Annotated in this window: 11 protein-coding genes; 7 read left to right on the top strand and 4 right to left on the bottom strand. The window is 67.0% G+C overall.

Annotated features, from left to right (window positions below):
• Position 1 precedes the first annotated feature (1 nt).
• On the bottom strand, positions 2 to 739 hold the full coding sequence (locus Q9Q79_RS17325; protein ID WP_014648427.1) for a pteridine reductase: 738 nt from the start codon (positions 737 to 739) through the stop codon (positions 2 to 4).
• 59 nt (positions 740 to 798) lie between these two features.
• On the opposite strand from Q9Q79_RS17325, the gene Q9Q79_RS17320 reads away from it, so the two are divergent.
• Together Q9Q79_RS17320 and Q9Q79_RS17315 are read left to right on the top strand one after the other, a co-directional pair.
• A complete protein-coding gene (locus Q9Q79_RS17320; protein ID WP_005411051.1) occupies positions 799 to 1,983 on the top strand; it encodes an SAM-dependent methyltransferase in 1,185 nt (394 codons plus the stop codon).
• Positions 1,980 to 2,372: a membrane protein gene (locus Q9Q79_RS17315; protein ID WP_033835244.1), complete on the top strand. Its 393-nt coding sequence runs from the start codon at positions 1,980 to 1,982 to the stop codon at positions 2,370 to 2,372. The genes Q9Q79_RS17320 and Q9Q79_RS17315 overlap by 4 nt, the downstream gene beginning before the upstream one ends.
• Positions 2,373 to 2,477: 105 nt before the next feature.
• On the opposite strand, the gene Q9Q79_RS17310 is transcribed toward Q9Q79_RS17315, so the two are convergent.
• The 3 genes from Q9Q79_RS17310 to Q9Q79_RS17300 all read right to left on the bottom strand — a co-directional run bounded on the left by Q9Q79_RS17310 (position 2,478) and on the right by Q9Q79_RS17300 (position 8,818).
• Positions 2,478 to 4,835 (bottom strand): family 20 glycosylhydrolase, encoded by a 2,358-nt coding sequence (locus tag Q9Q79_RS17310; protein WP_201862356.1) that lies wholly within the window; start codon positions 4,833 to 4,835, stop codon positions 2,478 to 2,480.
• A gap of 111 nt (positions 4,836 to 4,946) precedes the next feature.
• The gene (locus Q9Q79_RS17305) at positions 4,947 to 7,655 is read right to left on the bottom strand and encodes a TonB-dependent receptor (RefSeq protein ID WP_005411048.1); all 2,709 of its coding nucleotides are present in this window, start codon (positions 7,653 to 7,655) and stop codon (positions 4,947 to 4,949) included.
• Positions 7,656 to 7,798: 143 nt separating this feature from the next.
• Complete coding sequence (locus Q9Q79_RS17300) at positions 7,799 to 8,818, bottom strand: glucokinase family protein (protein ID WP_024957032.1); 1,020 nt, start codon at positions 8,816 to 8,818, stop codon at positions 7,799 to 7,801.
• A gap of 378 nt (positions 8,819 to 9,196) precedes the next feature.
• Between Q9Q79_RS17300 and Q9Q79_RS17295 the strand changes: the two genes are divergently transcribed.
• Genes Q9Q79_RS17295 through Q9Q79_RS17275 form a run of 5 tightly spaced genes read left to right on the top strand, consistent with a single transcriptional unit; the run spans position 9,197 to position 14,844 of the window.
• Complete coding sequence (locus Q9Q79_RS17295; protein WP_012481273.1) at positions 9,197 to 10,486, top strand: sugar MFS transporter; 1,290 nt, start codon at positions 9,197 to 9,199, stop codon at positions 10,484 to 10,486.
• 39 nt (positions 10,487 to 10,525) lie between these two features.
• Entirely contained in the window at positions 10,526 to 11,593 is a 1,068-nt protein-coding gene (locus Q9Q79_RS17290; protein ID WP_006391719.1) for a LacI family DNA-binding transcriptional regulator, read from the top strand.
• Positions 11,594 to 11,600: 7 nt separating this feature from the next.
• A complete protein-coding gene (locus Q9Q79_RS17285; RefSeq protein ID WP_005411044.1) occupies positions 11,601 to 12,629 on the top strand; it encodes an SIS domain-containing protein in 1,029 nt (342 codons plus the stop codon).
• Complete coding sequence (nagA, locus tag Q9Q79_RS17280) at positions 12,629 to 13,777, top strand: N-acetylglucosamine-6-phosphate deacetylase (RefSeq protein ID WP_049396466.1); 1,149 nt, start codon at positions 12,629 to 12,631, stop codon at positions 13,775 to 13,777. Before Q9Q79_RS17285 ends, nagA begins: the two co-directional genes overlap by 1 nt.
• The gene (locus tag Q9Q79_RS17275; RefSeq protein ID WP_049396468.1) at positions 13,777 to 14,844 is read left to right on the top strand and encodes a heparan-alpha-glucosaminide N-acetyltransferase domain-containing protein; all 1,068 of its coding nucleotides are present in this window, start codon (positions 13,777 to 13,779) and stop codon (positions 14,842 to 14,844) included. Before nagA ends, Q9Q79_RS17275 begins: the two co-directional genes overlap by 1 nt.
• Positions 14,845 to 15,138: the final 294 nt, after the last annotated feature.

Below are 15,138 nucleotides of genomic sequence, written 5' to 3'. Positions count from 1 at the left end.
CTCAACTGACCGTGCGCCCACCATCCACGCGCAGGGTGTGGCCGGTGACGAAGCTGGCTTCGGCCACCAGCCAGTAGACCGCTTCGGCGATCTCCTCGACCGTGCCGATCCGTGCCAGCGGCGTGCGCGCCAGCAACGCCTCGCGGGCGAAATCATCCTTGCCTTGTTCCGGCCACAGGATCGCCCCCGGCGCGACCGCATTGACCCGCACCTTCGGTGCCAGCTCCAGCGCCAGCGCGCGGGTGGCCATCTCCAGCGCGGCCTTGGCCATGGTGTAGGCGATGTGGTCGCGCATCGGGTCGGTGCCGTGCAGGTCGGTCAAATTGACGATGCAGCCCTGCTGGCGGCGCAGGTAGGGCGCCGCCGCCTGTGACAGCAGCAGTGGCGCGCGCGCGTTGACCGCGTACAGCGCGTCCATTGCCTCGGCAGTGACCTGGCCGAGCGGGGTGGGGAAGAAGTTGGAGGCGTTGTTGACCAGCGCGTCCAGTCGGCCGAAGTGGGTGACCGCCTGTTCCACCAGGTCGGCCAGGGCGTCGGCGTCACGCAGGTCGGCCTGCAGGGCCAGCACGCTGCCCGGGCGCACGTTGTCGAAATCGAACGCGGCCTGCTGCAGCTCGGCGCTGGAGGTATTGGCGTGCAGCACCACCGACCAGCCACAGGCGTGGAACTGGCGGGCGATGGCCGCACCGATCCGGCGCGCGCTGCCGGTGATCAGGACCACGGGGTGGGTATCGCTCATCGAGGGTCCTCCAAGGCTCGGCTATCCTGTGCACCATTGTCACCGCATTCGAAGACGCCATGCAGCCCACCTTCCCCCTGCCCGAAGCCGATGCCCTGGCCCATAGCGACCAGCTGGCGGCCGCCCTGCGCGCCGAGATCCTTGCGCAGGGCGGGGCGATGCCGTTCTCGCGCTTCATGGAGCTCTGCCTGTATACCCCCGGCTGGGGCTATTACAGCGCCGGCGCCAGCAAGTTCGGTGGCAGTGGCGACTTCACCACCGCGCCCGAGCTCGGCAGCCTGTTCGCCGGCAGCGTGGCCAATGCGCTGGCGCCGGTATTTGCACAGCTGGGTGCGCAGGCGCGCATGCTGGAACTGGGCGGCGGTACCGGCGCCTTTGCCGAGGCGGTGCTGCTGCGCCTGGCCGAGCTGGATGCGCTGCCGTCGCGCTACGCCATCCTGGAACCCAGTGCCGACCTGCGCGAGCGCCAGCAGCAGCGCCTGCAGCAGAACCTGCCGGCCGAGCTGGCCGCGCGCGTGGACTGGGTCGACCGCCCGTTCGAGGAGGACTGGGAAGGGGTGGTGTTCGCCAACGAGGTGATCGACGCGCTGCCGACCCCGCGCTTCCTGATCCGGGATGGCGAGGTCTACGAGGAAACCGTCGAGCTGGACGCCGAGGGCAACTTCATCCGTGGCGCGCAGCCGGCCGACATCCTGCTCAACGGTGCGGTGCGCCATATCGAGCGCTACCTGGAAAAGCCTTTCGCCGAGGGCTACCGTTCCGAAGTGCTGCCGCAGCTGCCGTACTGGCTGCAGGCGGTGGCCGGTGGCATGCAGCGTGGTGCGATGCTGTTCGTCGACTACGGCTACAGCCGCGGCGAGTTCTACCAGCACGACCGCGACGATGGCACCGTGCGTGCGTTCTACCGCCACCATGTGCACAACGACGTGCACCGCTGGCCGGGGTTGCAGGACATCACCGCGTCGGTGGATTTCACCGCGATGGCCGAGGCCGGCATGCACGGCGGATTCGAGCTGGCCGGCTACTGCAGCCAGGCCAGCTTCCTGCTCGGCAACGGCCTGGACCAGGTGCTGCTGCTGGCCGAGGAACGCACCGATGAGGTCGGCCGCATCCAGCTGCGCGACCAGGTGAAGAAGCTGACCCTGCCGACCGAAATGGGCGAGCGCTTCCAGGCCATCGGCTTGCAGCGTGGCGTCGACTTCGAACCGGCCTTCGAGCTGGGTGACCTGAGCTGGCGCCTGTGAGCGAGGTGTTGCCGGCGATCAAGCCGCTGCGGCGGCCGCGGTTGTGGGCCGGGCTGTGGGCGACGGCAGTACTGCTGGTGATCGTGGTCTGCCTGATTCCACCGCCGCCGATTCCGTTGCCGGAAAACAGCGACAAGGGCGAGCACTTCCTCGCCTACTTCATCCTGGCCGGCAGCGCGGTGCAGCTGTTCCGTCGGGGCCGCCCGCTGCTGTGGGTGGGCGTGGGCCTGGTGTTGATGGGCATCGGCATCGAATTTGCCCAGGGTGCGCTGACCAGCAACCGCATGGCCGACCCGATGGATGCCATCGCCAACACGGTCGGTGTGCTCGCCGGCATGGCCACCGCACTGACCCCGCTGCGCGACCTGCTGCTGCGCTGGCGCGGGTAAAGGCGTGCCAACCCAGGTTGGCACCTACCCGTAGATCCACGCCATGCGTGGATGCTCTTCCCGAGGTGCCGACCAAGGCCGGCACCCACCTGGACAGGCCTGCCGTCATTTCCCCAGGGTCACCTCATCCAGCACCCACATCGCCGGGCGCGTGTCGCCGGTGAAGTTGATGCACAGGTCACCGCTGCCCTGCGTCCCCTTCGGCAGCGCCGCACGCAGGGTCACGAAGCCATCGGCATCCGGCTTGGCCGGCAACGGCACTTCCGCGAGCACCTTGCCGCTGCAGTCGCCACGGCGTACCTGCATCTCGCCATGCGCGCGCTTCGCTTTCTCGAAGCGACGCTTGGGCTCGTCGTGGGCAAGCTGGAAGTAGTACGGAATACGCCCCGTGCGGACCTCCAGGCTGCCGATGCCGTCCAGCTGCGCCTGCGGCCAGCGCCAGCACGGCTGGAAGATGTCCACGTTGAACACCGCGCGGTTGCCTTCGCGTGGGCCATCGTCTTCCAGGCGCAGCACCAGGCCCTTCTTGCCCACGCAGCTGAGCAGCTCATCGCTGCGGCGGCTGAGCAGCGACTGTGCGGTGAAGGTGGCAATGGTCGGTTTCGCCGCCAGCATCTGGCCCTGGTAGAACGCGGCAGCCTGCACGGTGGTTGGCAGTTTTCCGGTCAGCGGCTGCTGGTACAGCGGTGACTGCGCGCTCACCGGCTGGCCATCGGTGCTGTAGCGCACTTCATAGCCCAGCGGATTGGCCAGCGACACCGTCACCGTGTTGTCCGCGCGATTGTCGGTGTAGTCCACGCCCACTTCGAACGGGGTCTGCGCATAGGCCAGGCCCCAGGCACGGTAGCGCTGCAGCTGGGACGGCAGGCGCGCGAGGAAATCGCGGAAATCGCGATGTTCCGGCGTGCTCCAGCCGGTCTCGGCCACGGCGGCCAGGCGTGGGAACAGGTTGTGCTGCAGGCGTGCGTAGCTGCGCGTGTGCTCGGTGAACATGTTGGCCTGCAGGCCGAGGATGTGCCCGCGCTTGTCAGCGGCCAGCTCGGCCGGCACCGGCTCGAAGTTGTACAGCTTGCCGAGGTTGACTTGGGTCGGGCGGCCGGGCGGTTCGTTCGGCGAGGCCGTCTGCAGGTAATCCAGATAGAGGTAGCCGACCGGCGACATGATCACGTCATGGCCGGCGCTGGCCGCAGCCAGGCCGCCTTCGGTGCCCTGCCAGGACATCACCGTGGCCTGCGGCGGCAGCCCACCTTCGAGGATCTCATCCCAGCCGATCAGGCGCCGGTCGTGCTCCTCCAGGAAGGTCTCCAGGCGCTTGATGATGTGGCTCTGCATGGCCATTTCATCCTTGATGCCCAGCGCACGCATGTGCTGCTGCACCTGCTTCGACGCTTCCCACTGGTCCTTCACCGCCTCGTCGCCACCGACGTGCACGTACTTGGCCGGGAACAGGTCGATCACTTCTTCCAGCACGTTCTCGAGGAAGGTGACGGTGCTGTCCTCAGTGTTGAACAGGTTGGGGAACACGCCCCATTCGCTGATCGGCTTCAACGGCGTATCGATGGTGCCCAGCTCCGGATACGCAGCAATCGCGGCAGTCGCGTGGCCCGGCACATCGATTTCCGGAATCACCTGGATATGCAGCTTCGCCGCATAGGCGATCACCTCGCGAATCTGGTCCTGCGTGTAGAAGCCGCAATACGGATGCTCCTTGCCAGTGACCGGATCGATGCCACCGTCGCCGGCCGGCAGGCGGCAGCTGCCCACGTCGGTCAGCTTCGGATAGCGCTTGATCTCCATGCGCCAACCCTGGTCATCGGTCAGGTGCCAGTGGAAGGTGTTGAGCTTGTGCGCGGCCATCGCATCGAGCACGCGCTTGATCTCGTCCAGGCTCTGGAAGTGACGTGCGGAATCGAGCATGAAACCGCGCCAGCTGAAGCGCGGCGCGTCCTGGATCTGCACCGCCGGCAGCACGCCATTGCTGCCGCCGGTGGCGAGCTGGGCGAGGGTGGTCGCGCCGTAGAACAGGCCGGTTTCGTTGCCGGCCTGGATCAGCACGCCCTGCGCGGTGCTCTCCAGCGTGTAGCTTTCGCCGCTGTCGCGGAAGGTGGGCACGATCTGGAAGCGGATGCTGCCCGACGTGCCTGCCGCCTTGCCCCTGGCTGGTGCAAGGCGCGGACCACCGCTGCGGGCCAGCAGATCGGCGAACTGGCTGGCGACGCGCTGCGCGGCTTCGCCTTCGGCCTGCAGCACGGTGTCGGCGCGGACGGTGATGCCGCTGCCCTGGCCGCGCTGCACGGTGGCCGGGGCAGGAATCAGCATCAGGTTGCCGGCGCGCAGCAGGGGGCCGGGTGCTTCAGTGGCGGGCGTGGGGTCGGCGGCAAGTGCCGGCAGTGCCGGCAACAGGGCGAGCAGGCTGCCCAGCAGCGCTGCGCTGCGCATCCGGGCGCGGGAAGGCTTGACCATCGGTACGACTCCTTGGATCGGTGCGATGAACGCTATACATGAAAAACGCCGGGCCCGGAATGACCCAGGCCCGGCGTGCGTGCACGACTCGGCGATGTTGCCGCCGCTGGATCAGTACTTGAAGCGGAAGTTGAGGTAGTACTGGCGACCGTTGCTGTAGAACGAGGTCGGGATGGCCGCGGTCTGGTAGTACTTGTAGGTCGGGTTGTTGAGGTTGAGCGCATCGAAGCTGATGCTCAGCCAGTCGGTGGCCTTGTAGCTCAGCGACGCCGACAGGGTGCCGAAGTCATCCTGGTAGTACGGGTTGGCGCCGGACAGGCCGATCAGGAACGACGAACGGCGGGTATAGCTGACGCGTGCACCGAAGGTATCGTTCTCGAAGTAGGCACCGACGTTGTAGGTGTTCTTCGAAGTACCCAGCAGGTTGTCGCTGCCATCGGCCCAGGTGTGGTCGGTGCTGCCATCGGCGTAGGTGTAGTTGGCATTGACACCGAAGTACTCGCCGATCGGCTGCTCATAGGCCACTTCGATACCGCGCACCTTGCCGTCGGCATTGCGCGGGCGGGAGATGTTGTATTCCTCGAGACGGTTGGTCAGCTCGCTGAACAGCATTTCCTTCTCGGTGCTGAAGGCGACGTAGTCCTTCAGGCGCATCGAGTAGGCACCGATCGACAACATGCCGCGCGGCATGAAATACCACTCCAGGTTGGCGTCGAAGTTGGTCGACACCACCGGCTTCAACTTCGGATTGCCGCCACCGCCGGTCCGGTTCAGGTCCGAACCGTACGACGAGGCACCCAGTGCCGAGAAGTCCGGCAGGGTCTGGGTCTGCGATGCGGCCACGCGCAGCACCAGGTCGTCACGCAGGTCGTACTTGAAGTTGGCGCTCGGCAGCACACGGTTGTGCTTGTTCTCGAAAGCTTCGCGGGTCCACGCGCCGAACAGGCTGCTCACGTCCGGCACGGTCGAGCCGGTGGCGGCGGCGTAGGTATCGATATCCTGCTTGATGTTGACGTAGCGCAGGCCGACGTTGCCGCTCCAGCGGTCGCCGCTGAAGTTGCCCTGTACGTAGGCAGCAAAGTTCTTCTCGGACACCTTCCACTCGGCGCCGTAGTTGTGGCGGCCGGTCGGGCCGTCATTGCCGGACAGCCAGGTGGAGTTGTTGGTCACTGCTTCCTTCAGTGCGCCCGGGGTGAAGTACCACAGGTCACGCGGGAAGCTGCCACCGATGCCGTTGGCGAAGCCACCGGGGAAGTTGGCGGTGGCGCCGTTCTTCAGCGCATTCCAGATCGCGCCCGGGGTTGCGCCTTCCGGCGACTTGGCCTCGCGCTTGTGGTCGCCGAAGCGGGCGCCGAAATCAATCGAGTTCAGTACGCCAGCGTCGGCGAAGTACTGGTTGAAATCGAGCGTGGCCCACTTTTCCTTGTCGATCGCGGTGACCTGCTGGTTGCCCCAGGTGCCGAAGTCGGTCACGCCGCTCGGGCCGATGTTGCCCCCGACGTTCCAGTCGATCGGCGAGCCGTTGCCGTGGGTTGCCCAGGTGGCGCCACCACCACGGGCCAGGTTGACTTCGGCGATGTACTGGCGCGGCGTTTCGCCGGTGCCCTTGGTGCTGCCAGCCTGGAATTTCATGCCCAGGTTGTCGCTGATCTGCCAGTCGGCATCGAAGGTGATGTAGTTGGTCTTGGCCTTCGACTCGCGGTAGATCATGTCGTACACCGCGTAGTCGCGGTCGGCCTGGCCGGCGAAGGTGGCGTTGGACAGTACGCCATCCTTGATGACGTAACCCGGATTCGGGGCCTGGCCCGGAATCAGGATCTTGTTGCCATTGGCATCTTCAACGGTGCGGTCGTTGAGGATGCGGCCACCCCACAGCATGAAGTTGCGGTTGTAGTTGTTCGCCTTCAGTTCCGAGCTGAAGCCTTCCAGGCCCAGGGTCAGGTTGTCCATCGGCTTGAACTGCAGCGACACCAGGCCGCCCTTGCGCTCGCGGGTCTGTTCGAACAGGGTCGAGCCGAGCAGGCCCGGCGCGTATACGCCGGCCAGGTCCGGGTTGGACTTGGCCACGGTGCCATTCGGATCGATCTGGAAGAAACCGCCCGGGATTTCCTGCGCTTCGCGGCGCAGCTCGCGCTTCTGGCTGAAGGCCTGCACCATCACGCCGAAGTTGCCTTCGTCGTTCTTGTAGTTGAACAGTGCCGACAGCTGCGGGTCGTTGGACTTGGCCTGGTCCGAACGCACCATGCCGATGGAGCCTTCCGCAGTGAGCTGCTTGGAGAATTCCAGCGGCTTGCGGGTGAGGATGTTGACGGTACCGGTGGTGCCGCCGTCCTGCAGCTTGGCCTGCGAGGACTTGTTCACTTCCACCGAGCGCACCAGTTCCGATGGCAGCAACGAGTAGCTGACGCTGCGGCCGACGTTGTTGCCCTGGCTGAGCACGAACCAGTCGGCGGTGCCGACGGTGTGGCCGTTGATCAGGGTCTGGGTCAGGCTCGGGCTGGTACCACGCAGGCTGACGCGGTCGGCTTCGTCGAAGCCGCCTTCGTCGGCGCTGGACGAGCTGATGTTCACGCCCGGCAGGCGCTGCAGGGTGTCGGCGACGTTGTGCGCGGGCAGCTTGCCCACGTCTTCGGCGGTGACCACTTCCACGCGCGCATTGGCTTCGCGCTTGGTGTCCAGCGATTTTTCCATCGACCCACGGATGCCGGTGACCTGCACGGTATCCAGGTCGGTGGCGGTCTGGGCGGCCTGCTGCGCATGTGCACTGAAGGCGATGCAGCTGACGATGGCGGCCGAAAGCAGGGTCTTGCGGGTGTTCATGATGTCTCTCCTCATCACTCGATTGGATGCCGGCGGCGGTGTTCGATTACGGTTGCGATGACATGCGCGGGGCGGCGGCGAAGTCCCGTGCGTTGGCGTGCCACGTACTGCGTGCTGCGATTGCGTTGAAGCCTGTTGCGGTGTCAGGCGGCCGACTGCTGCTGCAGGTACCAGCTGGCAGCGCCGACCACGCCCAGCTGGCCGTGCTCGACGACCTTCACCGGGATGCGTGCCAGCGCTTCGCCCATCGGCCCCTTCTGCAGGTAGCGTTCGACGAAGGTGCTGGCGTGCAGGTATTCGCGGATCTGCGGCAGGATGCCGCCGGCCAGGTAGACGCCACCATGGGCGCCGTAGAACAGCGCCATGTCGCCGATGGTGCTGCCGAGCAGGCCGCAGAACACATCCAGCGCCTGGCGCGCATGTGCATCGCTGTCGGCCATGGCGGCGGCGGTGACCGCATCGGGGCTGGCCAGCGTCGGTGCCTGCCCCTGCAGCGCGCACACCGCGCGGTACAGGTTCATCAGGCCCGGGCCGGAGATCGCATGCTCGATCGACACGTGCGCGCGGTCGCGCTGCATGTGGCGGACGATGGCCATCTCCAGTTCGGTGCTGGCGGCCAGGGTCGGTTGGCCGGCTTCGGTCGGGAGCACCACCGGGCCGTGCGCGGTGGGGATCCACAGCGCGGCGCCGAGGCCGGTACCGGGGCCGACCACCAGGGTCGGGCCGCGGGCGGCGGTTTCCGGTCCGCACAGGTGCAGCACGCCACTGGCGTCAACCTGCGCAGCGGCATAGGCCACGGCTTCGAAGTCGTTGACGATGAAGACCCGCTGCAGGCCGACGTCGGCTTCCACCTGGCGCGCCGACAGCGGCCACGGCAGGTTGGCGGTGATCACCGTGCCGTCCTCGCGGGCGTAGCCGGCACTGGCGACCACGCAGTGCGTGGGCCGCGGGCCTTCGCCGAGGAAGTCGGACAGGATCGCGCTGAGGCCTGCATGGTCGGCGTTGCGGTACTTGCGGTACTCCAGCACCTGCACCGGATGGGCGGCATCACCGCTGGCCTGGACCCGGGCCACGCGCACATGGGTGCCACCGACGTCGGCGGCCAGGAACGAGGGCGCGATTCGGGACAGGACATGGGCCGGGGCGGGGTGGCTGGCGGTCACGCGGGCTCCTGCTGCAGGTGGGGCCGTCCCCAAGGTTCGAGGGCGGCGATTGGGGCGGAGTCTGTAACCGCGCTGACAACGATGTCAACGAGTTCGTGACACTTTCGTTGCTGCGTCGCAACGAATGCGGCGTGCAGTAAACGTTTACATGGCGTGAGCATGGGTTTCACGCTGGAACCGTTGCTGCACGGGGCTCAAGGGCTGCGGCGCATTCAGCACGATCCGCTGCCATCGGGTTGCGCAGTGCAGCACGAGGTTCACGCGGCCTCGCGGGGAAGTTGACAAACCGCGGTTGTCCATCGAAAGAATGTGACAACGTTGTTCCCAGCCACTCTCCGACGCCGCGTTCTGCGGCCGTCGCCGCAGGAGCCCTTCCCGATGTCCGCCGTCTCCGCTGCAAGCGTGCGCCCGAACGTGGCCACCTCCATCGCCATCGTCGGCGTGCTGTTCTTCCTGATCGGCTTCTTCACCTGGCTCAACGGCCCGCTGATCACCTTCGTCAAGCTCGCCTTCGAACTCAGCGAGGTCGGCGCCTTCCTGGTGCTGATGGTGTTCTACCTGTCCTACTTCTTCCTGGCCCTGCCGTCATCGTGGATCCTGCGCCGCACCGGCATGAAGAAGGGCCTGAGCCTGAGCCTGCTGGTGATGGCCGGGGGCGCCGCGCTGTTCGGCGAATTCGCCACCCAGCGCTGGTATCCGGGCGCGCTCGGCGGCCTGTTCGTGATCGGCAGCGGCCTGGCCCTGCTGCAGACCGCGATCAACCCCTACATCTCCATCCTTGGGCCCATCGAGACCGCGGCACGCCGCATCGCGCTGATGGGCATCTGCAACAAGATTGCCGGCATGCTGGCGCCGGTGCTGATCGGCACCGTAGTGCTGCACGGCATCGGCGACCTGTCGGCCAGCGTGGCCGCCGCCGACGAAGCCACCAAGGCACAGCTGCTCAACGAATTCGCCGCCAAGATCCATGCGCCGTACCTGGCCATGGCCGGCCTGCTGGTGCTGCTGGCGGTGGCGGTGCTGTTCTCGCCACTGCCGGAAATCAAGTCGTCCGAAGCCAATGCCACGCCGGTTGCGGCCGGTGCCGCCGAGCGTCGCAGCATCTTCCAGTTCCCGCACTTGTGGCTGGGGGTGCTGTGCCTGTTCGTCTACGTGGGCGTGGAGGTGATGGCCGGCGATGCCATCGGTACCTACGGCCACGGCTTCGACCTGCCGCTGGACCAGACCAAGATGTTCACCTCGCTTACCCTGGGCGCAATGCTGGTCGGTTACGTGGTCGGCCTGCTGCTGATCCCCAAGGTTGTCTCGCAGTCGCGCTACCTGACCATTTCGGCGGTGCTGGGCGTGGTGTTCTGCCTTGGCGCCTGGGCCACCCACGGCTATGTGTCGGTGGCCTTCGTGGCCCTGCTGGGCTTTGCCAACGCCATGATGTGGCCGGCCATCTTCCCGCTGGCGATCCGTGGCCTGGGCCGCTTCACCGAAACCGGCTCGGCCCTGCTGGTGATGGGCATCGCCGGTGGCGCGATCATTCCGCAGCTGTTCGCCGTGCTCAAGCAGCACATCGACTTCCAGCTGGTGTTCGTGCTGCTGATGGTGCCGTGCTACCTGTACATCCTGTTCTATTCGGTGATCGGGCATCGCGCCGGCCTGCCGCAGGACAAGGCCTGATCGGCGATGATGGACGGCAGCCAACCCCAGGGAAAACCCATGCGCAGAGCGACCATCAAGGACGTTGCGGAGAAAGCCAAGGTCTCGCTGAAGACGGTCTCGCGCGTGATCAACAACGAGCCCTCGGTGATGCAGGCCACCCGCGCGCGGGTGCTGCGTGCCATCGCCGAGCTCGACTACGAACCCGATCCGTCCGCGCGCAACCTGCGCAGCGGCACCACCTTCGTGATCGGGCTGGTCTACGACAACCCGAACCCATACCACATCATCGGCGTGCAGAACGGCGTGCTCGCCGCCTGCCGCGAGACCGGGTTCGGGCTGCAGATCCATCCCTGCGATTCCAGCTCGCCGCTGCTGGCCGATGAACTGGCCGACTGGGTGCAGCGTTCACGCCTGGCCGGGCTGGTGCTGACCGCACCGATGTCCGAGCGCCGCGACCTGATCCAGGCGCTGACCGCGCGCGGCATCAAGCTGGTGCGCATCATCGCTGCCACCGAAGACCCGGCCGATGGCGCCTGCGTATTCGTCGACGATCGCGAAGCGGCCTATGAGATCACCGAGCACCTGATCCAGCTGGGTCACCAGCGCATCGGCTTCCTCTGGGGCGGCATCTCGCACCGCTCCTCTGGCGAACGCTATGCCGGTTACGAAGCCGCGCTGAAGGACTACGGCATGACCGTGGACAAGCATCTGGTGGTGCAGGGCGACTACACCTTCGATGACGGTTTCCGCGGTGCGCGCCGCCTGCTGGCGCTGCGCGAGCCACCTACCGCCATCTTCGGTTCCAACGACGAAATCGCCGCCGGGGTACTGGCCGCCGCCAAGTCGGCCGGCATGAACGTGCCCTACGACCTGTCCATTGCCGGGTTCGAGGACAGCCCGTTCTCGCGCCAGTCGTGGCCGCCGCTGACCACCGCCAAGCAGGCCACCGAGGACATCGCCCGCCACGCCGCGCGCCTGCTGATCGCGCAACTGCGCAGCGATGCATACGACGATGCGCCGGCGCCGCTGCACAACCAGGGCTTCGTGCCGCAGCTGGTGGTGCGTGGTTCGACCGCGCCGATGCGCCCCGCCGGCGCACGCCCCCTTCCTTCCGATCCTGCCTGAGCCTGCCATGTCGCTGTCAGACCCCACGTCCACCCTGATGTTCGCCGAGGCCGCTGAAGCGGCCGACGTGGTCGCGCGCCAGTTCTCGCGCAACCACGCCACCATGGAAACCCTGGCCGCCAGCCTGCGTGCTGCACCGCCGCCGTTCGTGGTCACCTGTGCACGCGGCAGCTCCGACCACGCCGCCACCTATGGCAAGTATCTGCTGGAAACCCAGCTGGGCCTGGTGGTCGCGTCGGCCTCGCCATCGGTGGGGTCGGTCTACGCCGCACCATTGCAGCTGCGCGGCGCACTGTTCATCGTCATCTCGCAGTCGGGCAAGAGCCCGGACCTGCTGCGCAACGCCGAGGCCGCCAAGGCGGCCGGTGCGCGCGTGATCGCGCTGGTCAACGTCGAGGATTCACCGCTGGCGCAGCTGGCCGACACGGTCATTCCGCTGCACGCGGGTGCCGAAAAGAGCGTGGCGGCGACCAAGAGTTACCTGGCGTCGCTGGCCGCGCTGCTGCAGCTGGCCGCGTACTGGAAGCAGGACAGCAGCCTGCGCGCGGCGCTGGACCTGCTGCCCGACGCGCTGCGTGAGGCGTGGCAGTGCGACTGGAGCGCGGTGACCGAAGGCCTGGTCGAGGCCACCAACCTGTTCGTGCTCGGCCGTGGCCTGGGCCTGGGGGCGGCGCAGGAAGCGGCGCTGAAGTTCAAGGAAACCTGCAGCCTGCATGCCGAAGCCTACAGCTCGGCTGAAGTGAAGCACGGCCCGATGGCGCTGGTCGACCGCGGCTTCCCGGTGCTGGCCTTTGCCCAGCCGGATGAAACTGGCGCCGGCACCCGTGCCGTCGTCGAGGAATTCACCGCGCGCGGCGCACAGGTATGGATGGCCGGTGCTGGCGGCAACCTGCCGGTGGCTGCCGCGCCGCACCCGCTGTGCGCACCGCTGCTGACCGTGCAGAGCTTCTACCGCGCTATCAATGCGCTGGCGCTGCGTCGTGGCTTCAACCCGGACCTGCCGCCGCACCTGAACAAGGTGACGGAGACCGTGTAATGGCGACCGTCCTGCGCAATGCCCGCATCCTGGCGGGCGACGACTTCCGCGATGATCTGGCGCTGGTGATCGAGAACGGTCGCATCAGCGCGCTGTTGCCCGACGCCGCACCGCAGCTCGGCCATGCCGCCGAGCAGGTGGACCTGGGCGGCGGCTGGCTGCTGCCCGGCTTCATCGATGTGCAGGTCAACGGTGGCGGTGGTGCGCTGTTCAACAACACGCCGGACGTGGCGGCACTGCGCACCATCGCGCAGGCGCACCGCCGTTTCGGCACCACGGCGATGCTGCCGACCCTGATCAGTGATGACGTGGCAGTGATGCGCGAAGCGATCGCTGCGATGCGCGAGGCGATCACGCAGGGTGTACCAGGCGTGATCGGCATCCACCTGGAAGGCCCGTACATCGCACCGGCGCGCAAGGGCACGCACGATGCCAGCAAGTTCCGCGTGCCGGACGAGGGAGAAATCGCGCTGGCGGCATCGCTGGACAACGGTGTGACCGTGCTGACGCTGGCGCCGGAGCGCGTGCCGCTGGAGACCATCCGTGCGCTGGTCGAGCGTGGCGTGATCGTTGCTGCCGGGCACACCGCAGGTACCTACGAAGCGATCCGTGCCGGCCTGGATGCCGGTGTGCGTGGCTTCACCCACCTGTACAACGCGATGTCGCCGCTGCAGGGCCGTGAGCCCGGTGCGGTGGGCGCCGCATTGGAGGACCGCGACAGCTGGATCGGCATCATCGTTGATGGCGTTCACGTGCACCCGGCCAGCCTGCGCGTGGCGCTGGCGGCCAAGCCGCGAGGCCGCCTGCTGCTGGTGACCGATGCGATGCCGCCGGTCGGTGCCGACGATCCCAGCTACGTGCTGTACGGCGAAACCATTACCGCCGTCGACGGCGTGGTGCGCAATGCTGCCGGTTCGCTGGCCGGCTCGGCGCTGGACATGGCCACCGCGGTGCGCAACACCGTGCAGCTGCTTGGCCAGCCGCTGGCCGAAGCGGCGCGCATGGCATCGACGTACCCAGCGCAGTTCCTCAATGTCGATGATCGCCTGGGCCACATCGCCGAGGGCTACCAGGCCGACCTGGTGCTGCTGGACGACGCCCTGCAGGTGCGGGGTACCTGGATTGCCGGACAGTACGAGGCCGCCTGATGAACAGTTCGCCGCCACGCCGGCTGGGCTCGATCGATGCCCTGCGCGGCATCACCGTGGCGGCGATGCTGCTGGTCAACAATCCGGGCGACTGGAGTGCGGTGTTCGCGCCGCTGCGTCACTCGGAATGGCATGGCTGCACGCCGACCGATCTGGTGTTCCCGTTCTTCCTGTTCCTGGTCGGCGTGTCGATGGCCTTCAGCGTGGCACCGCGCGCGCAGGATGCGGCGGCGCGACCCGCGTTGGCGCGCGGCGTGCTGGAGCGCGCGCTGCGCATCCTGGTGGCCGGTGCGCTGCTGCACCTGCTGATCTGGTGGGCACTGGATACGCATCACTTCCGCATCTGGGGCGTGCTGCAACGCATCGCGGTGTGTGCGGCGTTGGTGGGCGTACTGGCGGTCTACGTGCGACCACGCGTGCAGGTGGGCGCTTTGATCGCGCTGCTGGTGGGGTACACCGTGTTGCTGCTGGGCATCGGCGACCTGGCGCCGTGGACCAACCCGGCCAGCCGCCTGGATACCGCGCTGTTCGCACCGTGGATCTACCAGTGGCATGCCGATACCGGCCTGGGCCATGACCCGGAAGGATTGCTGAGCACGCTGGGGGCGCTGGCCAGTACCGTGCTCGGCCTGCTTGCCGGTGGCCTGCTGCGCAACGGGCGTTCGGCGGCATTGGCAGGGCTGGGCGTGGCGACCGCTGTGCTGGGCCTGCTGCTGGCCGTGGTGCTGCCGTTGAACAAGCAGCTGTGGACGCCCAGCTACGTGCTGTGGACCGGCGGCCTGGCCGCGCTGGCGCTGTGGCTGGGCCACGTGCTGATCGACCAGAAGGGATGGCCGGCACTCGGCCGGCGCTTCGGGGTCAATGCGATCACCGCGTACCTGGGGGCATCGGTGATGTCGGTGGTGCTGATGGCCACCGGGATCTGGGGGTGGATCTGGCAGCAGCTGGCCACCGCGATGCCGCAGGCGCTGGAGCTGGCGTCGATGCTGCAGGCGCTGGTGTTCGTCGCACTGTGGTGGGGCGTGGCGTGGTGGCTGGATAAGCGGAAGATCTACCTGAAGATCTGACCCCCTCCGTCAACGGCATCCACGCATGGCGTAGATTTACCAGTGCCGTGAGCGAATCGATTGGCGATGCAGGATCAGTAGATCCACGCCATGCGTGGATGCTTTGCGCATGATTCCGGATGCCGGAAAAATGAACGATTTCAGCCACATCACATCGGCGTGAGGGCTGGGCGATTTCACATCTGAACTGTGATTTCCCGCACGCAAGGTCACCTATCGAAATGGTTCACCACACGGCAGACTGCAAGCGCCGTGCCGCACATACGCAGTTCCTGATTTCCCGCCCAGGAGTGC

This window comes from Stenotrophomonas sp. a6, from assembly GCF_030913325.1.
Classification (GTDB): domain Bacteria; phylum Pseudomonadota; class Gammaproteobacteria; order Xanthomonadales; family Xanthomonadaceae; genus Stenotrophomonas; species Stenotrophomonas maltophilia.
Note: the sequence above shows the minus strand (reverse complement) of the source record. Positions and strands in the feature narration are given on the sequence as shown.